Annotated in this window: 23 protein-coding genes and 1 tRNA gene; 18 read left to right on the top strand and 6 right to left on the bottom strand. The window is 62.8% G+C overall.

Going from position 1 to position 22,928, the window contains the following annotated elements:
* Positions 1-35 precede the first annotated feature (35 nt).
* Both IZV00_RS11615 and IZV00_RS11610 read right to left on the bottom strand, forming a co-directional pair.
* On the bottom strand, positions 36-3,197 hold the full coding sequence (locus IZV00_RS11615) for an efflux RND transporter permease subunit (protein WP_196224788.1): 3,162 nt from the start codon (positions 3,195-3,197) through the stop codon (positions 36-38).
* A 24-nt stretch (positions 3,198-3,221) separates the two neighbouring features.
* On the bottom strand, positions 3,222-4,391 hold the full coding sequence (locus tag IZV00_RS11610) for an efflux RND transporter periplasmic adaptor subunit (protein WP_196224787.1): 1,170 nt from the start codon (positions 4,389-4,391) through the stop codon (positions 3,222-3,224).
* 176 nt (positions 4,392-4,567) lie between these two features.
* Between IZV00_RS11610 and IZV00_RS11605 the strand changes: the two genes are divergently transcribed.
* Positions 4,568-4,816: a GlsB/YeaQ/YmgE family stress response membrane protein gene (locus tag IZV00_RS11605; protein WP_196224786.1), complete on the top strand. Its 249-nt coding sequence runs from the start codon at positions 4,568-4,570 to the stop codon at positions 4,814-4,816.
* Between the two features lie 67 nt (positions 4,817-4,883).
* Here IZV00_RS11605 and IZV00_RS11600 read toward each other — a convergent pair whose 3' ends face one another.
* The 3 genes from IZV00_RS11600 to IZV00_RS11590 all read right to left on the bottom strand — a co-directional run bounded on the left by IZV00_RS11600 (position 4,884) and on the right by IZV00_RS11590 (position 6,052).
* A complete protein-coding gene (locus IZV00_RS11600) occupies positions 4,884-5,138 on the bottom strand; it encodes a GlsB/YeaQ/YmgE family stress response membrane protein (RefSeq protein WP_167304188.1) in 255 nt (84 codons plus the stop codon).
* Positions 5,139-5,348: 210 nt separating this feature from the next.
* Positions 5,349-5,648: a CtrA inhibitor SciP gene (sciP, locus tag IZV00_RS11595; RefSeq protein WP_097092542.1), complete on the bottom strand. Its 300-nt coding sequence runs from the start codon at positions 5,646-5,648 to the stop codon at positions 5,349-5,351.
* 107 nt (positions 5,649-5,755) lie between these two features.
* Positions 5,756-6,052 (bottom strand): hypothetical protein, encoded by a 297-nt coding sequence (locus tag IZV00_RS11590; protein ID WP_196224785.1) that lies wholly within the window; start codon positions 6,050-6,052, stop codon positions 5,756-5,758.
* A gap of 123 nt (positions 6,053-6,175) precedes the next feature.
* Between IZV00_RS11590 and mnmA the strand changes: the two genes are divergently transcribed.
* From mnmA to IZV00_RS11505, 17 genes are all read left to right on the top strand, one after another.
* On the top strand, positions 6,176-7,282 hold the full coding sequence (gene mnmA / locus IZV00_RS11585; RefSeq protein ID WP_196224784.1) for a tRNA 2-thiouridine(34) synthase MnmA: 1,107 nt from the start codon (positions 6,176-6,178) through the stop codon (positions 7,280-7,282).
* A 41-nt stretch (positions 7,283-7,323) separates the two neighbouring features.
* Complete coding sequence (hisG, locus tag IZV00_RS11580; RefSeq protein WP_196224783.1) at positions 7,324-7,986, top strand: ATP phosphoribosyltransferase; 663 nt, start codon at positions 7,324-7,326, stop codon at positions 7,984-7,986.
* A complete protein-coding gene (hisD, locus tag IZV00_RS11575) occupies positions 7,976-9,265 on the top strand; it encodes a histidinol dehydrogenase (RefSeq protein ID WP_196224782.1) in 1,290 nt (429 codons plus the stop codon). Before hisG ends, hisD begins: the two co-directional genes overlap by 11 nt.
* A 93-nt stretch (positions 9,266-9,358) precedes the next feature.
* Positions 9,359-9,805, top strand: coding sequence for a transcription antitermination factor NusB (gene nusB / locus IZV00_RS11570; protein ID WP_196224781.1), 447 nt, complete (start codon positions 9,359-9,361; stop codon positions 9,803-9,805).
* Positions 9,806-9,875: 70 nt separating this feature from the next.
* Positions 9,876-10,790: a thiamine-phosphate kinase gene (gene thiL / locus IZV00_RS11565; protein WP_196224780.1), complete on the top strand. Its 915-nt coding sequence runs from the start codon at positions 9,876-9,878 to the stop codon at positions 10,788-10,790.
* A 251-nt stretch (positions 10,791-11,041) separates the two neighbouring features.
* Positions 11,042-13,165, top strand: coding sequence for a sodium-translocating pyrophosphatase (locus IZV00_RS11560; RefSeq protein ID WP_196226629.1), 2,124 nt, complete (start codon positions 11,042-11,044; stop codon positions 13,163-13,165).
* Between the two features lie 200 nt (positions 13,166-13,365).
* The gene (locus IZV00_RS11555; RefSeq protein ID WP_196226628.1) at positions 13,366-14,046 is read left to right on the top strand and encodes a DUF2490 domain-containing protein; all 681 of its coding nucleotides are present in this window, start codon (positions 13,366-13,368) and stop codon (positions 14,044-14,046) included.
* A 106-nt stretch (positions 14,047-14,152) separates the two neighbouring features.
* Positions 14,153-15,277, top strand: a complete 1,125-nt coding sequence (locus IZV00_RS11550; RefSeq protein ID WP_196224779.1) for an 8-amino-7-oxononanoate synthase — start codon at positions 14,153-14,155, stop codon at positions 15,275-15,277.
* On the top strand, positions 15,274-15,888 hold the full coding sequence (gene bioD / locus IZV00_RS11545; RefSeq protein WP_196224778.1) for a dethiobiotin synthase: 615 nt from the start codon (positions 15,274-15,276) through the stop codon (positions 15,886-15,888). The genes IZV00_RS11550 and bioD overlap by 4 nt, the downstream gene beginning before the upstream one ends.
* Before the next feature lie 102 nt (positions 15,889-15,990).
* Entirely contained in the window at positions 15,991-18,012 is a 2,022-nt protein-coding gene (locus IZV00_RS11540; protein ID WP_196224777.1) for a M13 family metallopeptidase, read from the top strand.
* A gap of 167 nt (positions 18,013-18,179) precedes the next feature.
* Positions 18,180-18,617, top strand: a complete 438-nt coding sequence (locus tag IZV00_RS11535) for a DUF4168 domain-containing protein (protein WP_443020048.1) — start codon at positions 18,180-18,182, stop codon at positions 18,615-18,617.
* Positions 18,618-18,683: 66 nt separating this feature from the next.
* Positions 18,684-19,973: an adenosylmethionine--8-amino-7-oxononanoate transaminase gene (locus IZV00_RS11530; RefSeq protein ID WP_196224776.1), complete on the top strand. Its 1,290-nt coding sequence runs from the start codon at positions 18,684-18,686 to the stop codon at positions 19,971-19,973.
* 59 nt (positions 19,974-20,032) lie between these two features.
* The gene (infA, locus tag IZV00_RS11525) at positions 20,033-20,251 is read left to right on the top strand and encodes a translation initiation factor IF-1 (RefSeq protein WP_003049127.1); all 219 of its coding nucleotides are present in this window, start codon (positions 20,033-20,035) and stop codon (positions 20,249-20,251) included.
* 12 nt (positions 20,252-20,263) lie between these two features.
* Complete coding sequence (locus IZV00_RS11520) at positions 20,264-20,836, top strand: Maf family protein (protein ID WP_196224775.1); 573 nt, start codon at positions 20,264-20,266, stop codon at positions 20,834-20,836.
* Positions 20,837-20,841: 5 nt separating this feature from the next.
* A complete protein-coding gene (locus IZV00_RS11515; RefSeq protein WP_196224774.1) occupies positions 20,842-21,831 on the top strand; it encodes a ribonuclease in 990 nt (329 codons plus the stop codon).
* Positions 21,821-22,015, top strand: a complete 195-nt coding sequence (locus IZV00_RS11510; protein ID WP_196224773.1) for a DNA gyrase inhibitor YacG — start codon at positions 21,821-21,823, stop codon at positions 22,013-22,015. The genes IZV00_RS11515 and IZV00_RS11510 overlap by 11 nt, the downstream gene beginning before the upstream one ends.
* A gap of 51 nt (positions 22,016-22,066) precedes the next feature.
* Positions 22,067-22,142 (top strand) — tRNA-Phe (locus IZV00_RS11505).
* A 366-nt stretch (positions 22,143-22,508) separates the two neighbouring features.
* Here the strand turns inward: IZV00_RS11505 and IZV00_RS11500 are convergent.
* Positions 22,509-22,847: a hypothetical protein gene (locus IZV00_RS11500; RefSeq protein ID WP_196224772.1), complete on the bottom strand. Its 339-nt coding sequence runs from the start codon at positions 22,845-22,847 to the stop codon at positions 22,509-22,511.
* Positions 22,848-22,928 lie beyond the last annotated feature (81 nt).

The following is a 22,928-nucleotide window of genomic DNA, read 5'->3' as shown; positions in this document are numbered from 1 at the left end:
CAGCCATGCGCTTCTTTCAGGCGATCGGACTGCCATCATTCCGCCGGTTGTGCATTTCCCTCATGCTTTGCATCGTCCCCCGGCTTGTATGTGAGCAAACGGCGGCTGAGGCGCGGACCTGCCCATCCTTCGATCTGTAGAGCCAGGCTGAATGTCGCGGGCACGATCACAAGGGTGAGGAGGGTGGAGAGCAGCAAACCGCCGATCACCGTTATGCCCATGGGCGCGCGCCATGCGCTGTCACCGCCAAGGGAAATGGCGGTAGGCACCATGCCCGCAACCATCGCGACGGTAGTCATGACGATGGGCTGGGCGCGCTTGTGCCCCGCATCGATGATCGCGTCGAACCGTGGCACGCCCTTCTGAATCTCCTCCAGCGCGAAGTCGATCACCAGGATTGAGTTCTTCGCAACGATCCCGAGCAGCATCAATATGCCGATCATCACCGGCATCGAGATTGGATGCCCGGTAAGATGCAGCGCCAATGCCCCGCCGAGCGGTGCCAGCAGCAGCGATCCCAGATTGACGAACGGCGGCATCAACCGCTTGTAAAGCAGTGTCAGCACCGCGAGCACCAGCAGGATGCCGGAAATAACCGCGACGGCGAAGTTCTTCAGCATTTCCGCCTGCCATTTCGACTCGCCGGTGTTGATCTTCTGAATGCCGGGAATGCGACCTTCGTTGATCTCCTTCATCGTGGGCAGGGCATTGATCTTCTTCATCGCCTGACTGCTGACGATGCCGGGGGCGAAGTCGGCATCGACCACGATCCGGCGGATCTGGTTATAGCGACGGATTTGCGTCGGCCCGGCACCGAATTCGATATCGGCGACGACCTTCAACGGGACCGAACCGCCGCTGACAGTCGGCACGGGCATATTCTCGATCGTCGCTATGTCGCTGCGGCTGTCCTCCGCCATCGCGACCCGGATAGGAATCTGCCGGTCGGAAAGCGAGAATTTGGCGGTATTCTGGTCAATGTCGCCGATCGTGGCCACGCGGATAGTCTGGCTGAGCGCGGCGGTCGTCACCCCCAGGCTCGCGGCCAGGTCAAAGCGCGGTTTGATGACGATCTCGGGCCTGTTCATGTCGCCCTGGACGCGGGGCGCGCGGACTTCCTTCACGCCGATCATTTCGGAAACCAGCTTGTTGGCGGTCTGATCGAGCAGCGCGGCATTGTCGCTGCCGAGCATGATCGTAACGTCACGACCCATGCCCCCACCCGCCTGCGACTGGAAGTTTACACGGGCATCCGCGATCTGCTGGAATCGGGGCGCCATGCTGCGTTCCCATTCGACAGAGGAAGCGGGCCGGTCTTTCTTCAAGGTGAGATAGATGTTGGCGCTGGTCGGCTGGATGTCGGCAAAGGCTGCATCGACGAATTTCGTGTCAGCCGTCAACATGTCCGCCACGCGCCGCGCGACTGCGGTGGTTTGCTGTAGCGTGCTGCCGGGCACCGTTTCGATCTTCACCTGGCTGTAATCGGTGTTCATCGATGGCTGGAACGCCATCGGCAGCGTTCCGAAGGCGAGCAGTGTAGCGATGAAGGCCAGCCCCCCGATGCCGACGGTCCAGATACGGTGATCGCGAAGCCAGGCGCCAATGCGGGGCCGGGTACCACGGTCGCGGTAGGCTTTGGCCCGGCTTTCATCGAGAGACCAGTGCAGCACGCGCATATAGACGTCCATCAGCCAGCCTTCACCATGGCTTTCCTGGCCGTGCGCCTGGAGGAAATAGGCCGCAATCATCGGCGTGATGAGGCGGGCGACCGCCAGGCTGAGCAGAACCGCGACCACGACGGTCATGCCGAACTGGATGAAAAACTGGCCCGAAACGCCGGGCATCAGCGCAACTGGCAGGAATACGGCGACAATAGCCATCGTCGTCGCCAGCACTGCCAGGCCAATCTCGTCGGCCGCGTCGATCGATGCCTGATAGGCTGTCTTGCCCATGCGCATGTGGCGCACGATATTTTCGATCTCCACGATGGCGTCATCGACCAGCACGCCCGCGACCAGGCTCAGCGCCAGCAAGGAGGTCACGTTGAGCGTGAAGCCCATCATGTCCATGAACCAGAAGGTCGGAATGGCTGACAGCGGGATCGCCATGGCGGCGATGATCGTCGCGCGCCAGTCACGCAGGAACAGGAACACGACCACGACCGCCAGCACCGCGCCTTCGATCATGGACTGCATCGCCGCATGATATTGGCTCTTGGTATAATCGACGCTGTTGAAGAGTTCCTTGTAACGGATCTTCGGATTTTCTTTCTTAAGCTGGTCCAGCACCTTGATTGCATTGTCGAACACGGTGACGTCGGACGATCCCTTCGCCTTTTCCAGGCTGAAGCTCGTCACCTGCATGCCATTCATCAGCGAAAGCGACCGTTGTTCGCCATACATGTCGCGCACATCGGCAAGGTCGGACAGCTTGACGGTGCGGCCGCCGGAGATGGCGATCTGGGTCTGGCCCAGGGCATAGGCGTCCTGCGCATTGCCAAGCACGCGGATCGCCTGCTCGGCACCAGCGATTTCGGTGCGGCCGCCCGCCGTGTTCAGGTTGACCTGTTGTAACTGCTGATTGACCTGAGCAGCCGTGACGCCGTGCGACTGCAGCTTGGCGGGGTCAAGGATGACGCGGATTTCGCGGGTAACGCCGCCACCCCGCCTGACCGCCGCCATGCCGGGCACGGCCAGCAGCCGCTTGGCGACCGTATTGTCGACATACCATGACAATTGTTCCAGCGTCATGTCGGTCGCTTCGGCACTGAAATAGGCGATCGGACGATCGGCATCAAGTCGGGTAACCTGCGGTTCCAATATGCCTTCGGGCAGTTCGCTGCGGATCTGGTCGATAGCGTTCTTGACGTCATTGACGCCCCGATCGATCGGCGTTCCGATCTGGAACTGCACGATCGTCATCGAATTGCCTTCCGAGACGGTCGAGGTGATCTCGTCAACGCCGCTGATGCCGCGCACGGCGGCCTCGACACGCTGCGTCACCTGGGTTTCCAGTTCCGGCGGCGCGGCGCCTGGCTGCAATACCAGCACTTGAGCGATGGGGAAGGTGACGTCGGGCTGCTGGTTGATGTCCATGCGGCCAAAGCTGACCATCCCCGCGAGCAGCAGGGCGACGAACAGCACGAGCGGGGACACCGGGTTGCGGATGGCCCAGGCCGACATATTACGAAAACTCATGACGGCTTCCTCGCCTGCGCGGGCTTACCCGGCCTTTTGAACTTGCGGCCGCACCTTCTGCCCGGGCCGCAGAAAAGCGCCTGCCGATGCGACAATGCGTTCGCCGCCATTCAGGCCGCGCGTAACCGCAACGCCCTTCGGGGAGACCTGTCCGACCTCGACGCCGCGCCGTTCGGTCTCGTCCCGCGCATTGACGATGTAGACAAATTGTCCCTTGGCATCGGTCTGCACGGCGGACTCCGGCAGCAGCGGCGCCGTTGCCGTGCCGCTGACGATGCGGGCGGCCGCAAATCCGCCGGGGCGGATCGCCTTGTTATAGGGTATGGAGATGCGCGCGATGCCCTGCCGCGTCTGCGGATCGACGACCGGAGAAACCTGCCAAATGCGTCCGGCGAATTCCGTCTGACCACCGACAGGGGTCACCGTCGCGCTGTTGCCCGGCCGCAACGTGGCGAGATCGCTCTCACTCAGTTGGGCCAGAAGTTCCATCTCGCCATCCTTGGCCATGCGGAAAAGCACGCCGCTTCCCGAACCGACAATCTGACCGGGTTCGACATCGCGGGTCAGGATCAGCCCGGATGCAGGGGCGCGAATGTCGAGCCGTCCGGTCCGGGCACGCTGTTCGGCCAATTGTGCGACCGCGACATTCACACGGGCGTTGGCGGCATCACGCGTTGCGGTGCGCTGATCGATATCGGCCCGGCTGATGAAGCCGCGCTTTACAAGGGCCTGGGCACGATCGAGCTGCGCCTGCGCCAGCTTCGCATCGGCGCGGTTCACCTCTACCTGCGCCGCGAGCGAGCGAACCTGCTCCGTCTGGACCGACCGCTCAATCACCGCGAGTATCTGCCCGGCGCGAACCCAATCGCCCGGTTGCACCAGCACGCGCGTCACCTGCCCGCCCTCACCGACGACTCCGACAGGCATTTCCACACGCGCGGCCAGTGATCCCGTTCCGCTGACGGTGCGGGCCACGACGGACTGGCCCGGCACGAGGACGGTGACGACCGGCGCGTCTTCCGCAGGGACTGCTCCATCCCCGCTCTTGCCATGCATGCTGATCCAGGCTGCAATGGCAATCAGGATGATCGCAATCACCGCGCCAATCGTCAGCGCCCGCCGCCTTGAAGGGCGCGGTTCTTCGCCAAAGACGCGCGCCGGAACATCTCCGGCCACCTGAGTTTCGTAATTCATCCTGATTCCATCATTCGGCCGACGGGGCCGACCGGCGCTGTGTTATATAAATACATCACCCGGCTCAACCCTCAATACACTGTGCGCATCGGCGGAGCAACGCGGGCGAGCCGCCTTTGCTTGCCAAATGCATACGCCTGTGGCGCTATGCGGCATGAAGTGGATGGGAGGCTAGGATGGAATTACTAGGTTGGATCATCGTCGGCCTGTTCGCAGGAGCGATTGCCCGGTTCGTGATGCCGGGCAGAAATCCCGGTGGATGCGTGGTTACCATCCTGCTGGGAATAGCTGGGGCACTATTCGCCGCTTATGTCGGTCGATTATTGGGTGTCTATGAAGCGGACGAGCAGGCGAGCTTCCTTGCGGCCGTATTCGGCTCGATAGCCGTTCTGGCCATCTATCGCTGGTTTGCGGGGCGCGGTTGAACGAACGGCAAAAAGGGCCGCGTCGAAACGCAGCCCTTCATACCCGCCAGCGTAGCTTCCGGGGTGGTTAACGCATTGATCCGCGACGGACCAGGTTGACGATGGCAAGCAGCACGATCGCACCCACGAGGGACACGAGGAAGCTGTACAGCGTCAGACCATCATTGATCGAACCGCCACTGAAGATCAGGCCGCCGATAAAGGCGCCGACTATGCCCACCACGATGTTTAGAAGGATGCCCTGCTGCGCATCGGTGCGCATGACCATGCTGGCAAGCCAGCCGATAATGCCGCCGACAACAAGCCACAAAATGATACCCATTTCACACTCTCCTTGGACCACCGCCCCCAGCGGGTTGGCTGATGTATTTAACGGCGAAGTCGGCTTCGCGTTCCCTGGGAAATGTTTCTGGCTTGACAATGGACGGTGAATCGATGTGCGATCCAAGTGAAAGGGCCGCCGGATTTGCATCCGGCGGCCCTTGATGTGCCTGCATCCTTCGCTATCCGGCGTTGAGCCGGACAACGGTGATCAGTATTTCTGCTGCCGTTCGTAGAGCGACTTGTAATATTGGATCCGCGTAACGCGCAGGCCGTGCATGCCCGATCGATCGACAGCGCGCTGCCAGCCTGCAAATTCCTCAAGCGTCAGCGAATAGCGCGCGCACGCCTCATCGACGGTCAACAAACCACCGTTGACGGCGGCGACCACCTCGGCCTTGCGACGGACGACCCAACGCGTCGTATTCGCGGGAGGCAAGCTCTCCAGAGTTAAGGGTTCCCCGAGCGGCCCGACGACCTGAGCAGGTCGGATTTTTTGATTTTCTATCATTCTCACCCTCAAAAAGCGGCACTGGCGTTGCCGAATTCAGCAGCGGCAACCGGTATGCGCGTCAGCCCTGAAGATCAGCTAAAGCGCCACGGTAAACGCTCCCTTCATCATCCTTGTCCCACTCTTAAATGCTGTGCGATCAACGGGTTGAAACTTCCCGTTGGGCGTGCGGCCTCGATCATGCCGCCCGGACGTGGCGCGAACACTTCGGCCAAATCCTGGATCCAGTCGCTCGTCTCATCCTGCCCCCGCAGGACCCCGGCCACCGCCCGCGCGGTCGGGCTGGCCGCCTGCTCCGCCGCCGAAGCGGCGCGCAGCAGCGGCCAGACCGGCGCGTGCGGTCGGCTGACGGGTCTGGCATTGGCGGGTTTGAGCCCGCCTGCCCGAAGGAAACCAAAATCCATGTGAAGGGGGGTAGCGAAAAAAGGATAAGGTCCGGTAAACTCGCGGGGGCGAAACGACGCTTTGCAGCGCCAAGCATGTAATCCCGCTGGAATGCAACGGCGCGGACGATTATATGCGCGGCCATGCAGCCCCAGTTCCAGTTGCCCGAACCGCTTGCAAAGCGGCGAATCGTCGTTGCCATGTCTGGCGGCGTCGATTCGAGCGTCGTTGCCGCCCTTGCCGCGCGCACGGGCGCCGAAACCATCGGCGTCACGCTACAGCTTTACGATCATGGCGCCGCTGTCGGCCGCACGGGCAGCTGTTGCGCGGGGCAGGATATACGGGACGCGCGCGCGGTCGCCGACCGTATCGGCATCGCCCATTATGTCTTCGATTATGAAAGCCGTTTCCGGGATTCGGTGATCGGCAACTTTGCCGACGAATATATGGCGGGGCGGACGCCCATCCCCTGCGTCAAATGCAACATGGGCGTGAAGTTCACCGACCTGTTCCAGATCGCGCGCGATTTGGGCGCCGATTGTCTGGCGACCGGCCATTATGTCCGCCGCGTCGAAGGCGCGCAGGGTGCCGAACTGCACCGCGCGGCCGATCCCGCGCGGGATCAGAGCTATTTCCTCTTCGCCACCACGCAGGCGCAGCTTGACTATCTGCGCTTTCCGCTTGGCAATCTCCCCAAGCCGCAGGTTCGCGAAATCGCCACAGAACTTGGGCTGTCGGTGGCGCTGAAGCCCGACAGCCAGGACATCTGCTTCGTGCCCGATGGCGATTATGCTGGCGTGGTTCGCAAAATTCGCCCCGACGCCGATGAAGGTGGCGAGATCGTCCATATCGACGGCCGCATCATGGGCACGCACAAGGGGCTGATCCACTACACCGTAGGCCAGCGTAAAGGACTGGAGATCGGCGGGCAGGCCGAGCCGCTCTATGTCGTCCGTCTGGACGCCGATGCTCGGCGGGTGATCGTCGGACCCAAGGCGGCGCTCGCGGTGTCAGCGGCGCGGCTGAGCGACATAAACTGGCTGGGCGGCGACTTCAGCGGGCCGCTGACCGCCAAGGTGCGGTCGATGGCAAAGCCTGTTCCGGCTAGGCTGGAGGGTGATCGCCTTATGTTCGACGCACCCGAATATGGCGTGGCGCCGGGTCAGGCCGCCGTGCTCTACGCGGGCGACCGGGTGTTGGGCGGCGGCTGGATCGAGGCCACCGAGGCTGCACTGGCGCAAGCTGCATGAATATTGTCCTTTGTGGCGCGCGCGGCTAAGGCCCGCCGGTCATGACTCGTCCGCTCACACTCGCCATCCCCAAGGGCCGCATCCTCGATGAGGCGCTGCCGATGCTCGCGCGCGTCGGTATCGAGCCGGAGGCGGAATTTCATGACAAGAAAAGCCGCGCGCTCCGCTTCGCCACCAATCGCCCTGATATTTCGATCATCCGCGTGCGCGCCTTCGACGTCGCGACCTTCGTCGCCCATGGCGCGGCCCAGATCGGTATCGTCGGATCGGACGTTGTCGATGAGTTCGATTATTCGGAGCTTTACGCGCCGGTCGATCTCGACATCGGTCATTGCCGTCTGTCCGTCGCCGAACCCGTTGACCTCGCGGGCGAGGATGAGGCGGCGATGAGCCATGTGCGGGTTGCCACCAAATATCCTTACCTCACCCGCCGCTATTATGAGGCGCGCGGCATACAGGCGGAATGCGTGAAGCTGAACGGTGCGATGGAACTCGCACCCTCGCTCGGCCTGTCGCGCCGGATCGTCGATCTGGTATCATCAGGCGCGACGCTCAAGGCAAACGGGCTGGTCGAAACCCATGTCATCATGCAGGTGTCGGCGCGTCTGGTCGTCAATCGCGCTGCCTACAAGATGCGCTCGGCCGAACTGGCGCCGCTGGTGGAAAGCTTCCGCAAGGCCGTGGGGACGCGCGATGCCGCTTAGGCTCGACAGCCGCGACGTTGATTTCGCTGCTGCCTTCACGGCGCTGGTCGATGCCCGGCGCGAGGCGGATGAAGATGTGTCGCGCGACGTCGCGGCAATCCTGAAGCGCGTCCGCGCCGAGGGCGACGCCGCGCTGACCGATTACACCAGCCGGTTCGACAGGCACGATCTGGAGGCAAGCGGCTGGGCGGTTACCCCCGCCGAGTGCCGCGCCGCGTTGGAAGGCATCACGCCTGAGTTGCGCGATGCGCTGGAACTCGCGGCGGCGCGGATCACCGCCTATCATGAAAAGCAGCGACCGCAGGACAGCGACGGCACCGACAGCGCGGGCGTGCGCCTTGGCGCGCGCTGGCGGGCAGTCGATGCGGCGGGGCTTTATGTACCCGGCGGACGCGCAGCCTATCCCAGCTCGTTGTTGATGAACGCCATTCCCGCCAAGGTGGCTGGCGTGTCTCGCATCGCCATGGTGACGCCGACGCCCAATGGCCTGATCAACCCGCTGGTCCTCGCAGCTGCCAGCATTGTCGGCATCGAGGAAATCTGGCGCGTGGGCGGCGCGCAGGCCGTGGCTGCGCTCGCCTATGGCACGGATCGGATCAAACCGGTCGATGTCATCACAGGCCCTGGCAATGCCTGGGTCGCCGAAGCCAAGCGTCAGCTTTATGGCGTCGTCGGCATCGATATGGTCGCAGGACCGTCGGAGATCGTCGTGGTCGCCGACGGGAAAAATGATCCGGACTGGATCGCCGCTGACCTGCTCAGCCAGTCGGAGCATGATCCGACCAGCCAGTCGATCCTCTTCACGGACGATGCCGCTTTCGCCGATGCCGTGGCGTCGGCGGTCGAAAAGCGACTGCCGCTATTGTCGACGCGGGCAGTCGCCACGACCAGCTGGGCGGCAAACGGCGCGATCATCCTCGTGCGCGATCTGGACGAAGCGATGCCGCTGGTTAACCGGCTGGCGGCCGAGCATCTGGAACTGGCGGTGGATGATCCCGACGCCCTGTTTACCCAGGTGCGCCATGCCGGATCGGTCTTTCTGGGCCGCATGACCCCCGAAGCCGTTGGCGATTACGTGGCAGGCCCTAACCATGTGCTGCCCACGGGTCGGCGTGCACGCTTTTCCTCGGGGCTTTCGGTACTCGACTTCATGAAACGCACCAGCTTCCTCAGCCTTGATCAGGCTGCGATCGATGCGATCGGCCCCGCGGCGGTCGCGCTGGCGGAGGCGGAGGGGCTGCCTGCCCATGCCGCTTCGGTGGCGGTGCGGCTCAAATAACTTCTGTTCGCCCAAGCTTGTCGAAGGGCAGCATTTTCTTCAAGAAGGGCAGGGCTTCGACAGGCCCAGCCCGCACGGCTATATGGAATCCCGATGACCGAACGCTCCAAATCCCGCTCCGCAGCCCGGCTTGCCGCTGTGCAGGCGCTGTACCAGCTGGAAATGGAAGGAACGCCGCTCGCCACCCTGCTGCATGAATTCCATCAGCACCGGCTGGGCGCGACCATCGAAGACGTGACCTATGCCGATGCGGAAGAGAGCTTTTTCGACGATGTCGTGACCGGCGTGGACAAGCGGCGCGGCGAAATTGACGCCATGATCACCGCCCGCCTGTCCAAGGGCTGGAGCCTTGAGCGGCTCGACAAGCCGATGCGCCAGATCTTGCGGGCAGGCACCTATGAACTGGTCGCGCGCAAGGATGTACCGACCGGCACTGTCATCAGTGAATATGTCGATGTCGCTCATGCCTTTTACGACAAGCGCGAGGCGGGTTTCGTCAATGGCCTGCTGGACGGCGTGGCCAAGGATGTACGGAAATAGGCGCCGGTCCTGATGTCGCATCCTCTGTCGAACGGGTGACGGGCTATTTGGAAAAGGGTTAGGTTAGGGCATGTCCGCTGAATCCCGTTTCCTGACATTGCTGCGCCTGCTGGCCAATGATCCCGCCGCGCGCGGCTTGCAGGACGATGTAGCGGTGCTGGACGTGGACAGCGCGCGCCTGATCCTCACCAGCGACACCATGGTGGAGAGTGTGCATTATCTTTCCGACGATCCGCCTGCGGACATCGGCTGGAAACTTGCCGCCGTGAACCTCTCGGACCTGGCCGCCAAGGGCGCGCGGCCCGTGGGTTGCCTGCTCAATTACGCGCTGTCGGGCGACGATGGCTGGGACGCGGCGTTTCTTGAGGGGCTGGGCGAGGCGCTCAGCCGTCATGCCATGCCGCTATTGGGCGGCGACACGGTGCAGATGCCTCTGGGCTGTCCGCGCAGCTACAGTCTGACGGCGATTGGTGAGACAAGCGGTGCCGTGCCCGCCCGTAGCGGCGCGCGCGCAGGTGATCGTCTCTATCTGACGGGTCCCGTTGGCGATGCCGGCGCGGGGCTTGAACTGCTCCGCGCGAACGCCGCCGCGTCCGGGCCGTTGGTGGAGGCTTATCGCCGCCCGCGACCCCGGCTTACCGAGGGTGCGCTGCTTGCTGGCCAAGTCCATGCGATGATGGACGTGTCGGACGGTCTGCTGATCGATGCCGCGCGCATGGCACAGGCTAGCGGATTGGCTGTCACCATCGATCATGTTCCGCTTTCCCCGGCGCTGGAGGCAGTGAGCGGCGGCAGCACTGCCGCTCAGGTCGCAGCGGCGCGGGCGGGCGATGACTATGAACTGCTGTTCGCACTGCCGCCCACGACAAAGCCGCCAGTACGAGCCATTCCGGTGGGTCGTTTCTCATCGGGATCGGGGCTGAAGCTGATCATCGACGGCGCAGGGATGCCGCTGCCCGACCGGCTAGGCTGGGAACATGGCTGACCGCGACCCGCCAAGACCCTGATTCGGATGCGTTTCGTAACGGCTTGACGCCGCCCGTCCTGTCTGTAGCTTCCGTCCATCCTTTTCTCAGCCCGGTTGGACGCCCATGACGCGCGTAACCTTGATGCTGATTGACGCGGTGCCTGATGCCGGATGCGTGAATTCCGGCCGCCCGCGCTTACGCCTTTCGCCCGCCCGTTTTTCCCTGCGGAGCGGCCGATGACAGCAAAAACAGGGGGAGAGGAATGTCCATGCAGATTGTCTATATCGCCATAGGGTGCGGGCTATTAGCCTTGCTCTACGGCCTGATAACCAGTCGTCAGGTACTGGCGGCGTCCGCCGGCAATGAAACCATGCAAACGATCGCGGGGGCGATCCAGGAAGGGGCAAAGGCCTATCTCAGCCGCCAATATATGACCATCGGCATGGTCGGGGTCGTGGTTGCGGCGATCGTCTTCTTCTTCTTGGGCGCAACATCCGCAATCGGATTTCTGATCGGGGCTATCCTGTCGGGATCGGCTGGCTTCATCGGCATGAACATTTCGGTGCGCGCCAATGTCCGCACCGCCGAAGCGGCACGCACGACTTTGCAGAGCGGCCTCACCGTCGCCTTCCGTGCTGGCGCAATCACCGGCATGCTGGTGGCGGGTCTGGCGCTGCTCGCGATCAGTGTCTTCTTCTGGTATCTGACCGGACCCGCAGGTCATGCGCCTGACGACCGTCTGGTGATCGACTCTCTGGTCGCGTTGGCCTTCGGCGCCAGCCTCATCTCGATCTTCGCACGTCTGGGGGGCGGCATTTTCACCAAGGCGGCCGACGTCGGCGCTGACCTTGTCGGCAAGGTGGAAGCGGGCATTCCCGAGGATGACCCACGCAATCCCGCCGTAATCGCGGACAATGTGGGCGACAATGTCGGCGACTGCGCCGGTATGGCGGCTGACTTGTTCGAAACCTACGTCGTCACCGTTGGTGCGACCATGGTGTTGACGGCGCTGCTGGTGAGCGGGGTCGATAACATCTTCCTGCAAAGGCTGATGGCGTTGCCGCTGATCGTCGGCGGGGTGTGCATCATTACGTCGATCATAGGCACCTATATGGTGCGTCTGGGTTCCAACCAGTCGATCATGGGGGCGCTCTACAAAGGCTTTTGGACGACAGCGATCCTGTCGATCCCCGCGCTGTATTTCGTCACGCAATTCACGCTGGGCGACCTCAACACGCGCTTTGGCACCGACCTTGATGGCGCGGGCGGCTACACCGGCATGGCGCTGTTCTGGTCGATGATGGTGGGCCTTGCCGTTACGGGCCTGATCGTCTGGATCACCGAATATTATACCGGAACCAATTATCGTCCGGTGCGCAGCATCGCTCGCGCTTCCGAGACCGGTCATGGCACCAACGTGATTCAGGGGCTGGCCGTCAGTCTGGAAGCAACCGCGCTGCCGACGCTGGTGATCGTCGCCGGAATCATCGTCGCGCATCAACTGGCGGGCCTGATCGGCATTGCCTTTGCGGCGACAGCGATGCTGGCGCTTGCGGGCATGGTCGTGGCGCTGGATGCCTATGGTCCCGTCACCGACAATGCGGGTGGCATCGCGGAGATGGCGCATCTCGACGACAGCGTGCGGGGCAAGACCGATGCGCTGGACGCCGTGGGCAATACGACCAAGGCGGTGACGAAGGGCTATGCCATCGGATCGGCGGGGCTTGCCGCGCTCGTGCTATTCGGCGCTTACACGGAGGATCTGAAATTCTACAACTCGGCCCTCGGCCTGACCGAGCCGGTCGATTTCAGCCTATCCAACCCCTATGTCATCGTCGGCCTGCTGCTGGGCGCATTGCTGCCCTATTTGTTCGGCGCAATGGGCATGACCGCAGTCGGCCGCGCGGCGGGCGACGTGGTGAAGGACGTTCGCGACCAGTTCGCCACCAACAGCGGCATCATGGAAGGGACCTCACGGCCCAACTATGCCCGTACGGTTGACCTTGTCACCCGCGCGGCGATCAAGGAGATGATCATCCCCAGTCTGCTGCCAGTGCTGGCGCCGATCGTCGTCTATTTCGCGATCTCTGCCGTGGCCGGAACGCCCAATGGCTTTGCGGCGCTGGGTGCATTGCTGCTGGGCGTGATCGTGTCCGGACTATTTGTCGCCCTTTCCATGACATCGGGCGGCGGCGCATGGGACAATGCCAAGAAATATATCGAAGATGGCAACCATGGCGGCAAAGGCTCTGAGGCGCATAAGGCAGCGGTGACCGGCGATACCGTGGGTGATCCCTACAAGGATACGGCGGGGCCCGCGGTCAACCCGATGATCAAGATCACGAACATCGTCGCCTTGCTCTTGCTTGCCGCTCTGGCGCACGGCGTCTGAGGGCATTTCGCGACGAAAGGGATATGACCCCGCCCTATCATGGGGCGGGGTCATTTTTTGTGCGGAAGGCGCATTTGACGGCTGCCGCTATCGGTCACGCCACAGAAATAATCGTCACAAATATTACATAAAATAGAAATGACGTTGTCACATAAAGGTCATAGTCGCGCCCCGACGCCATGGGGCGGAGGGAGATTATGATGCGACGGATTTTGAAACTGGCGCCTGCGCTGGTGGCTTTGGCCATTCCGGCTGTGGCTCATGCCACGGAGGATGATCAGCTTTGGACCGGCGTGAGCGCCACTGTGAAACTGAGCGACAAATGGCGCTTCTCGCAGGAGGTGATCGCCCGGTTCAGCAACGACCGCGACGGTCTGTACGAGGTCGAGATGAACTCGTTGATCGGCTACAAGGTCAGCAAGAAGGTGACGGTTTGGGCGGGCTACACCCATGATCCCAATTACAATGCCGGTGACTTCTCGGTAATGGAACATCGCGGCCGCCAGCAGGTGACGTTCGACAATATCGTGAAGATCGGCCCCGGCCAGCTGAGCGCCCGCCTGCGCCTTGAGGAGCGCTGGCGCGAAGGCGTCGATGGCACGGCCTGGCGCTTTCGCCCCTATGTTAAATATGTGCTGCCCTTCAAGGAAGGCGGCAAAACCGCGCTGGTGCTCAGTCATGAAAGCTTCATCGACCTCAACACCACCAATTTTCAGCGGGTCGAGGGCGAGGAGCGGATGCGTAACCTGATCGCCATCACGACCCCGATCGCAAAGAATGTGAATGCGGAAATCGGCTATCTGCATCAGCATGGCTTTCGTCCGAATGCCGACGATGCGAACGACAATGTGGCGTCGCTATCGCTGAGCTTTTCCTTCTGATTTCCGGCACCGGAGCGGGGGAGGGCGGTGCCTTTCCCCGCCCGATGGATGAAGCGGCGGCGCTCCAGCTTGCCCCTCTACCCATCGCGGGCCTATAGGGCGCGCCATGACCAGCGAACCCTTCCGATCGCAACTGGCGGCCCTTGAAAAGCGCGGCCGCCTGCGCCGTCTGGTGCCGCGCGCCGGGCGCGACTTTGCCTCCAACGACTATCTGGGCCTGGCGTCCGATCCGCTGATCGGTCAGTCCGTGGGGGACGCGGTGGCGCGGGGCGTGCCGGTCGGATCGGGCGGCTCGCGCCTGCTGCGCGGCAACGCGCCCGAACATGAAGGGCTGGAGGCGAAGGCGGCTGCCTTCTTCCGGACACAGGCGGCGCTGTTTCTCGCCAATGGCTTTGCGGCCAACTGCGCGCTGTTTTCAACATTGCCGCAGCGTGGCGACCTGATCGTCGCGGACGAATTGATCCACGCCAGCGTTCATGACGGCATCCGCCTGTCGAAGGCCGCAACTGTCTTTGCCCGGCATAATGATGCGCAGAGTTTCGCCGACCTGATCACCGCCTGGCGCGAGGAGGGGGGCAAGGGCCGCATCTGGATCGCGGTCGAGACGCTTTATTCGATGGATGGCGACACCGCTCCGCTCGCTGATCTTGCAAAACTGGCCGCGCAGCATGACGCGATGCTGATTCTGGACGAAGCGCATGGTACAGGCGTGTTCGGCCCCAGCGGCCGAGGTTTGTCCTCCGGTTTGGACGGGCTGCATAATGTGGTGACGCTTCACACCTGCGGCAAAGCCATGGGCGTGGAAGGCGCGCTGATTTGCGGGCCGCAGATCATCATCGACTATCTGATCAACCGAGCGCGACCCTTCATCTTCTCGACAGCGCCCTCGCCGCTGATGGCGGTGGCGGCGTCCGCTGCGCTCGACCGGATCGAGCAGGCTGATGACCTGCGCGCGCGGCTGAAGACGTTGTGCGTCGATGCCGCCGAAGTCATCTGCGCGCCCTTGGGCTTGCCTGCGCCGCGCACCCACATCATCCCCGTGCTGCTGGGCGAAGACCGGCGCGCCATGGCAGCCGCCGCCGCGCTTCAGGAGGCAGGTTTCGACGTGCGCGGCATCCGGCCGCCGACAGTGCCGCCGGGCACCAGCCGCCTGCGCATCTCCCTGACATTGAATGTCGGCCGCGCCGATGTGGCGGCTCTTGGCGAGGAACTGCAAAGGGTGATGGCATGACGCGCTTCGTTGTCACCGGCACTGACACCGACATCGGCAAGACAGTCTTCGCCGCAGGCCTGGCGGGAGCCCTCGGCGCCTATTATTGGAAGCCGGTGCAAGCAGGCATCGATCCCGAAGGCGACAAGGAAACGGTCGCACGGCTAGGCAACCTTCCCCTGACGCACATCGTGCCGGAAGCCTACCGCCTCACGACGCCCGCTTCGCCCCATCTGGCGGCGCGCATCGACGGGGTTGAAGTGCGTCTCGACAAGCTCGCCCTGCCGCAAGTGGACGGCCCGCTCGTCGTCGAAGGCGCAGGCGGCGTGCTGGTACCCGTCAGCGAGACGCTGCTGATGGCCGATCTCTTCGCCCATTGGCAGCTGCCGGTCATCCTGTGCGCCCGCACCGCCCTCGGCACCATCAACCACAGCCTGCTCAGCGTCGAGGCGCTGCGCAGCCGGGGCGTGCCGCTCGCGGGCATCGCCTTCATCGGCGATCCCCATGAGGAGAATGAGCGGATCATCCCACTGCTCACCAAGGTGCCAAGCCTTGGCCGCCTCCCGCGCCTCGACCCGCTGGATGCCGCCAGCCTGCGCGCTGCTTTCGCCGAGAATATCCGCCTGCCCTGAAGAGGGCCGCAGCCGCTTTTGCACGATTTTCGACAAAGGACATGGACTCGTCGCCTTGCGTCGGGTCAATTGCCATGATCGGATCAAGCAAGGGATGCTTCGATGAAAAATCTTCTGATGAGCGCCGCGATTGGCGCTCTGCTGCTCGTGACCAACGCCGCGCAGGCAGACCAGGCGCCGTCTGCCAAGCCGACCTATGGCAGCTACGGCTTCGACGACAAGGGCATGGACCCGGCCATCAAGCCGGGCGATGATTTCTACCTCCACGCCAATGGCGGCTGGGCCAGGGCCACGCCAATCCCGGCCGACAAGTCCAATTATGGCGCGTTCAACGTGCTCGATGATCTGTCACGGGAACGCACACGGGGCATATTGGAGGAGGCAAGGAAAGACCCCGCCAGCCGTATCGGGATCGCCTATGCAAGCTATCTGGACGCCCCTACCGTCGAAGCGAAGGGCCTGACCCCCATCAAGCCCTGGCTCGCGAAGATCGCGGCGGTGAAGGATAAGGCCGGATACGCCCGGCTGGCGGCAGAGGCTGCGCGCGCCGGTATCGCCGGACCTTTCACCTTCTATGTGGGGCAGGATGACAAGGCGCCCGACACTTACATCCTGAACCTTCGCCAATCGGGTCTCGGCCTGCCGGATCGTGACTTTTATTTACAGCCTGATGAGAAAATGGCGGCCATTCGCACCGCCTATGTCGCGCATCTGGAACAGATGCTGACACTGGCGGGCGCGAGCGACGCAAAGGCACGTGCCGCTGCCCTGATGGCATTCGAAACCGAAGTAGCCAAGCTGCACTGGACCCAGGTCGATAGCCGGGACGCGGACAAGACCTACAACCGGATGACGCTCGCCGAATTGCAGAAAGCCGCGCCCGGCTTCGACTTCCCGGCCTATTTCGCCGCCAACCGTCTGAATCCGCAGGCGCTGATCGTCGCGCAGCCGACGGCGATCACGGGCGAAGCAGCACTGATCGCGCGGACCCCGATAGGCGTGTTGAAGGATGCCCTGTTGCTGCGCAGCCTGCACAGCTACGCCACTTACCTTCCTGACCGCATCGCCGACGCCGACTTCGCTTTCTACGGCACCACCCTGTCCGGCACGCCCCAGCGAGAAGATCGGTGGAAACGCGCCGTCAGCTTCGTCAAGGACGCGATGGGCGAGGAAGTCGGCAAAATCTACGTCGCCCGCTATTTCCCGCCGGAAACCAAGGCGGCGATGGACCAGCTGGTCAAAAATGTCATCGCCGCGATGGGCCGCCGCATCGACGGCCTCAGCTGGATGAGCGATGGCGCGAAGGCGCGGGCGCACAAGAAGCTGGCGGCCTTCACGCCCAAGATTGGCTATCCCGACAAATGGCGGGATTATAGCGGGCTCCAGATGACGGCGGGCGACCTGTTCGGCAACGCGCTGCGATCAAACCAATATGAATTCGACTATCAGATGGGCAAGCTCGGCAAGCCTATCTACCGATGGGAATGGCAGATGACGCCGATGGAGATCAACGCCTATGCGGACTTCTCCATGGTGGAGATCGTCTTCCCGGCCGCCATCCTCCAGCCGCCCTTCTTCGATCCCCATGCCGATCCGGCGGTGAACTATGGTGGCATCGGTGCGGTGATCGGCCACGAACTCAGTCATCATTTCGACGATCAGGGCGCCAAATATGATGAGACGGGCAAGCTCAACCAATGGTGGAGCGATGCTGATGTTGCTGCCTTTAAGGCTCTGACCGAGAAGCTCATAAAGCAATATGACGCCTATGAACCCTTCCCCGGTGCGCATGTGAAGGGCGACTTTACCCTGGGCGAGAATATCGGCGATCTGGCAGGCGTCGCGGTGGCGCTCGACGCCTATCATGCGTCGCTCGGCGGCAAGCCTGCGCCGGTCATCGACGGCACCACCGGGGATCAGCGCTTCTTCCTCGGCTGGGCGCAAGTATGGCGGCGCAATTATCGCGAGCCCAACCTGCGGCAGCGGCTTGTCACTGACCCGCATTCACCATCGCAATATCGGGCGGATACCGTGCGGAACTTCGATCAATGGTACGCCGCGTTCAACCCTGCGCCCGGCAGCAAGCTCTATCTCGCGCCTCAGGATCGGGTGAGAATCTGGTGAAAGATGAGGATGAGTAACGATTCTGTCCTGCGGTGAGCCGTAATGATACGACGGATGAGCTGCGCCGCGCCCGGCCGTCGTCCCTCAAATCTCACGTTTCGCCGGAACACTCTTTAAACCTCGTGCGCTCTTCCACAGCTTTGAGTCATCAAATCGCAAGGAGAAGCATGTTGACGGGTTTTCGTTCATCACTGGTTTTGAAGACGGCAATGGCATCGGTCGCTCTGTTGGCAGCGGCTCCAGTTCTGGCCCAGGGCGCCGCCGCCCCGGCTACGCCCGCGACGCCTGCCACTCCGGCGGCCCCTTCGGCTGCTGCGGGCAACTTTAGCGATGCGGACATCAAGCTGTTTGCGGCTGCTGCGGTCGAAGTGACCAAGATCCAGTCCGACGCCAGCATCGCTGACGCGGAGAAGCAGCCCAAGATGCTCGCCGCGTTGCAGGCATCGGGCATCGCTCCGGAAAAATTCAATGAGATCGGCCAGGCGGCAGCCGCCGACCCGGCGTTGCAGCAGCGTATCCAGGCCGCCGCGCCTGCTGCGCCGGCTGCTCCCGCCACCCCGGCGACGCCAGCCGCCCCTGCTACCCCGGCCACCCCGGCCAAGTAAGCGGGAGCCGCATAATATAGGGGAGGGCGCTTGGCCTGACGCTTGGGCTATTCTAAGCGTCTCGCCATGATCTCCCCTATATGGCACCCCTTCACCCAGCACGGCCTCAACGAACCCATTCCGCATGTCGTTCGTGCGGAAGGCGCCCTGTTGCATCTGGCAGACGGCGGCACGCTGATCGATGCCATCTCCAGCTGGTGGGTGACGACCCACGGCCACTGTCACCCCCGCATCGCCGCTGCCATCGCTCAGCAGGCCGGACAGCTCGATCAGCTAATCTTCGCAAATTACACGCATGAGCCCGCCGAAGAGGTTGCGCGCGGCCTAATCGAACTCGCCCCCCGCGCGGAAGGGCGCGACCCGCTCGCCCATGTCTTCTATTCTGACAGCGGATCGACTGCGGTCGAAGTCGCGCTGAAGATGGCGCTCGGCTACTGGCACAATCGCGCGCTGGACGGTTTGTCCGCGCCCCGGCATCGCATACTCGTCCTCGAATATGGCTATCATGGCGACACGATCGGCACGATGTCGGTCGGCGAGCGCGGGGTGTACAATGCCGCATGGACGCCTTTGCTGTTCGATGTCGGCACCATTCCCTTCCCCGCGCCGGGGGCGGAACAACAGACGCTCGATGCGCTGGAAGCGGCTTGCAAGGAGCATCCGGCGGCGTTCATCGTCGAACCCTTGGTCCTGGGTGCTGGCGGGATGCTGATCTACCCGCCTGCCATTTTGCGTCAGATGGCGGAAATCTGCGCACGCCACGATGTCCTGTTCATCGCTGACGAAGTGATGACGGGCTGGGGCCGCACTGGCACCGTCTTTGCATGCGAGCAGGCGGGCGTCGTGCCGGACATCATGGCCGTTGCCAAAGGGATTACCGGCGGCTCCGTACCCCTCGCGGCGACGCTCGCCACGGTGCGCATATTCGACGCGCACAAGTCGCAGGACCGGGCACGGCTTTTCTACCATTCGTCCAGCTACACAGCGAACGCCATCTCCTGCGCGGCGGCGGCGGCCAACCTCGCCATCTGGCGCGAGGAGGAGGTGCTCGGCCGCATCGCCGCACTCGAAGGGAACATGGCGGAGCGACTCGAAAGACTGGCGCTTCATCCTGCCTTTGAAAATGCCCGGCAGCTTGGCACGATCGTCGCGATTGACCTGATCGCGCAAGACGCAGGTTATCTGTCCGATCTCGCCCCCCGTCTGCGCGCCTTTTTCCTTGATCGAGGCATTTTGCTGCGTCCCTTGGGCAACAGCATCTACCTGATGCCGCCCTTCTGCACTGATGTGGATCAGCTCGATCACATCTTTGCAGCCCTCTCGGAAGCGGGAGATGTATTCGGCCTATCAGCCTGACTTTCATTTTCCGCATTTTGTCGCTATGGCGGCGCGATTTTCGGTTTCTCCAGGATATTATGGCAAAAGAAGAACTGCTCGAAATGCGCGGACAGGTTGTGGAGCTTCTCCCCAACGCCATGTTCCGCGTCCGGCTTGAAAATGATCACGAGATCCTTGGCCACACGGCGGGCAAGATGCGGAAAAACCGCATTCGCGTGCTGGTGGGCGACGAAGTGCTGGTCGAACTGACCCCCTACGACCTGACCAAGGGTCGGATCACTTACCGCTTCAAATAAGCCGCTTAACGCATGCGGCTCATCCTTGCTTCGGCTTCTCCCAGACGGTGTGAACTTCTGGGTCAGATCGGCGTGCGTCCCGACGCAGTGGACCCCGCCGATCTTGATGAAACCCCTTTGAAAGGCGAATCGCCAGCCGCCTATGCCGCGCGAGTGGCCGCTGAAAAGGCTGCGCTGGTGGCTGCCCGTCATCCCGGCGCGCTGGTGCTGTCAGGTGATACGGTCGTCGCGGCAGGCCGCCGCATCCTGCCCAAGGCAGAGACGGCGGACCAGGCGCGCGCCTGTCTCTCCCTGCTCTCCGGCCGCCGCCACCGCGTACTGAGCGCTATCACGCTCATCGATGGCGAGGGCAGGGCAAGGCATCGCCTTTCCACCAACATCGTCACCTTCAAACGCTTGGAGAAGGCCGAAATCGACGCCTATATCGCCAGCGAAGAATGGCACGGCAAGGCAGGCGGCTATGCGATACAGGGCCGTGCCGCCGGGCTGATCCGCGCGATACAAGGCAGCCATAGCGCGATCATGGGTCTGCCCCTTTACGAAACCCGCGCGCTGCTGAAGGCAGCGGGCTACCCACTGGACTGACTGATATGGCCGAATGGCTCTATGAAGAGGGGATTGGCGAGGCCCGCGCTGCGCTGATCGAAAAGGGCCGTCTGGTCGAGGCACAGATCGAGCGGGAGGGCGATGGCGCCCGCGCCGGTGCAGTCATGCAGGGCAAGCTCGTCCGGACGATCATCCCCAAGAAGCGCGGCATCGCCCGGCTGATTTCGGGCGAGGAAGTGCTGGTCGAGCCCATCCCGCCGAAAACCGCAGAGGGCGCGACTGTCCTGCTCGAAATTCTACGCGAAGCCATTCCGGAGGAAGGACGCCCCAAGCTGGCGAAGGCGCGCATCGCGCAACCTGGCTCCAAAGTGCATCCCGCGCCCAGCCTGCTCCAGCGCTTGCGCGCAACGGGCATTCCCCTCATCCCCTGCCCAGCGCATGAGGAAGACCGCTTCGAAGCTCACGGCTGGAGCGAACTGATGGAAGAGGCAATGTCCGGCGAGATCGGCACGGAGGAAGCGGCCCTGCGCATTTTCCCGACGCCCGCCATGATCCTGATCGACGTGGATGGATCGTTGCCGCCCGCGAAGCTCGGCCCCAAGGGCGCGAAACTGGCGGCGCAGGCGATCCGCCGCATGGGGCTGACCGGATCGATCGGCGTCGATCTGCCCACCATGAACAACAAGGATGAGCGCGCTGTCGCCTCGGCGCAAATCGACAAATATCTGCCGCTCCCCTTCGAACGCACGGCGGTGAACGGCTTCGGCTTCGTGCAGGTCATCCGCCGCCGTGAGCGGATGAACCTCATGGAGTTGTTGCGGGCTGATCCGATCGAAACGGCGGCTCTCGCCTTGCTCCGCCGTGCCGAACGGGAAGGCAATGGCGGGCCGGTGACGATCACCGCCGCGCCCTCCATCATCGACCGCCTGTACAAGGCAACTGACTGGCTGGAGCAGCTCGCCCGCCGACGTGGCGGCGCCGTCAGCTTGAAGGCTGACCCGGCCCTTGCCATATCGGCGGGCCATGTCGCCTAGATCATCCTCCTGCCCGATCTGCGGCCAGCCAGCGCATTCCGACACGCGGCCTTTCTGCGGAAAGGCCTGCCGTGACCGTGACCTGCTGCAATGGCTGGGCGAAGGCTATCGCGTCCCCGGAACCCCCGCCGCCGACGAGATGAAAAAAAGCGACGATCATGGGGTGGACAACCCCCCGGATTGATGCCTATAGGCACGCCTCTCAACGCCGCCGGTGGTCCTCCCCGGCGCTCGTGCCCGGGTAGCTCAGTTGGTAGAGCATGCGACTGAAAATCGCAGTGTCGGCGGTTCGACTCCGTCCCCGGGCACCACTAAATTATCCTGTAATTTCAATAAGTTAGATCAATTGATAGTTGGTGCAAATAGTGCCGACATTGCCGTAGCTTGTGGTCGCGGCTTAGTGGTCACCATGGCGGGTGAGACCATTTCAGCCCGATGATATGCCGCGCTATACGCCGGAATTCTCAGCTGCCCATTTTGCCAGTCTGCGGAAACGATGCTCTGGAAATTGACGCGGAGCGGCCGCTTTACGCGACGTCTCGACGTCCGATTGCGTTTTTCCGGCTCCTGGAAGCAGGGGCCTCCCCTGGGCAACCAGTCGATCCATCACTCTGACCGGCCCTGGGTTCAGGAGGTCATGAATTCTGTCATGACTGTCGCGCCGACGGTCAGCCCGATCAGCGTTGCTTCTTTGCGATGGTCGCCGTGAAATCCGGATCTTTCTTCGCCACCCAGTCGACGAATTTGCGCACGTTGAGATTTTCCAACAGGCCCGCCACCTCCATCCCTTGGCGTTGAAGTTCGGAATTGGTGAAATTGGCAATCAGCGTCTGCTGGCAGATGGAGTGCATCGGCACGACATCGCGCCCGCCGCGGCTCTTGGGTATGGGGTGATGCCAAACGATGGTCTTGCCGGTTGGTCGGCCGCATAGCCAACAGGGCACGGGGGCTTCCGGAGCCTCATCTTCCTGCGGGAGATGGTCATAGGGATCGTATTTCGAACGCTTGCGGGCCATGGGTCGATCTAACTGTCTGATTGTCTGTCGGCTATAGCGATGCGAACGGCGGCATCATATGGGCAAGTACATCAATCCGCG

The sequence above is a fragment of the Sphingobium sp. Cam5-1 genome (assembly GCF_015693305.1).
Classification (GTDB): domain Bacteria; phylum Pseudomonadota; class Alphaproteobacteria; order Sphingomonadales; family Sphingomonadaceae; genus Sphingobium.
This window is presented reverse-complemented; position numbering and strand designations above follow the sequence as displayed.

Coding starts and splice junctions, on each gene's coding strand:
- IZV00_RS11615 (WP_196224788.1), bottom strand. CDS start 3,197: ATGAGTTTTCGTAATATGTCGGCCTGGGCCATCCGCAACCCGGTGTCC.
- IZV00_RS11610 (WP_196224787.1), bottom strand. CDS start 4,391: ATGAATTACGAAACTCAGGTGGCCGGAGATGTTCCGGCGCGCGTCTTT.
- IZV00_RS11605 (WP_196224786.1), top strand. CDS start 4,568: ATGGAATTACTAGGTTGGATCATCGTCGGCCTGTTCGCAGGAGCGATT.
- IZV00_RS11600 (WP_167304188.1), bottom strand. CDS start 5,138: ATGGGTATCATTTTGTGGCTTGTTGTCGGCGGCATTATCGGCTGGCTT.
- sciP (WP_097092542.1), bottom strand. CDS start 5,648: ATGATAGAAAATCAAAAAATCCGACCTGCTCAGGTCGTCGGGCCGCTC.
- IZV00_RS11590 (WP_196224785.1), bottom strand. CDS start 6,052: ATGGATTTTGGTTTCCTTCGGGCAGGCGGGCTCAAACCCGCCAATGCC.
- mnmA (WP_196224784.1), top strand. CDS start 6,176: ATGCAGCCCCAGTTCCAGTTGCCCGAACCGCTTGCAAAGCGGCGAATC.
- hisG (WP_196224783.1), top strand. CDS start 7,324: ATGACTCGTCCGCTCACACTCGCCATCCCCAAGGGCCGCATCCTCGAT.
- hisD (WP_196224782.1), top strand. CDS start 7,976: ATGCCGCTTAGGCTCGACAGCCGCGACGTTGATTTCGCTGCTGCCTTC.
- nusB (WP_196224781.1), top strand. CDS start 9,359: ATGACCGAACGCTCCAAATCCCGCTCCGCAGCCCGGCTTGCCGCTGTG.
- thiL (WP_196224780.1), top strand. CDS start 9,876: ATGTCCGCTGAATCCCGTTTCCTGACATTGCTGCGCCTGCTGGCCAAT.
- IZV00_RS11560 (WP_196226629.1), top strand. CDS start 11,042: ATGCAGATTGTCTATATCGCCATAGGGTGCGGGCTATTAGCCTTGCTC.
- IZV00_RS11555 (WP_196226628.1), top strand. CDS start 13,366: ATGCGACGGATTTTGAAACTGGCGCCTGCGCTGGTGGCTTTGGCCATT.
- IZV00_RS11550 (WP_196224779.1), top strand. CDS start 14,153: ATGACCAGCGAACCCTTCCGATCGCAACTGGCGGCCCTTGAAAAGCGC.
- bioD (WP_196224778.1), top strand. CDS start 15,274: ATGACGCGCTTCGTTGTCACCGGCACTGACACCGACATCGGCAAGACA.
- IZV00_RS11540 (WP_196224777.1), top strand. CDS start 15,991: ATGAAAAATCTTCTGATGAGCGCCGCGATTGGCGCTCTGCTGCTCGTG.
- IZV00_RS11535 (WP_443020048.1), top strand. CDS start 18,180: ATGTTGACGGGTTTTCGTTCATCACTGGTTTTGAAGACGGCAATGGCA.
- IZV00_RS11530 (WP_196224776.1), top strand. CDS start 18,684: ATGATCTCCCCTATATGGCACCCCTTCACCCAGCACGGCCTCAACGAA.
- infA (WP_003049127.1), top strand. CDS start 20,033: ATGGCAAAAGAAGAACTGCTCGAAATGCGCGGACAGGTTGTGGAGCTT.
- IZV00_RS11520 (WP_196224775.1), top strand. CDS start 20,264: ATGCGGCTCATCCTTGCTTCGGCTTCTCCCAGACGGTGTGAACTTCTG.
- IZV00_RS11515 (WP_196224774.1), top strand. CDS start 20,842: ATGGCCGAATGGCTCTATGAAGAGGGGATTGGCGAGGCCCGCGCTGCG.
- IZV00_RS11510 (WP_196224773.1), top strand. CDS start 21,821: ATGTCGCCTAGATCATCCTCCTGCCCGATCTGCGGCCAGCCAGCGCAT.
- IZV00_RS11500 (WP_196224772.1), bottom strand. CDS start 22,847: ATGGCCCGCAAGCGTTCGAAATACGATCCCTATGACCATCTCCCGCAG.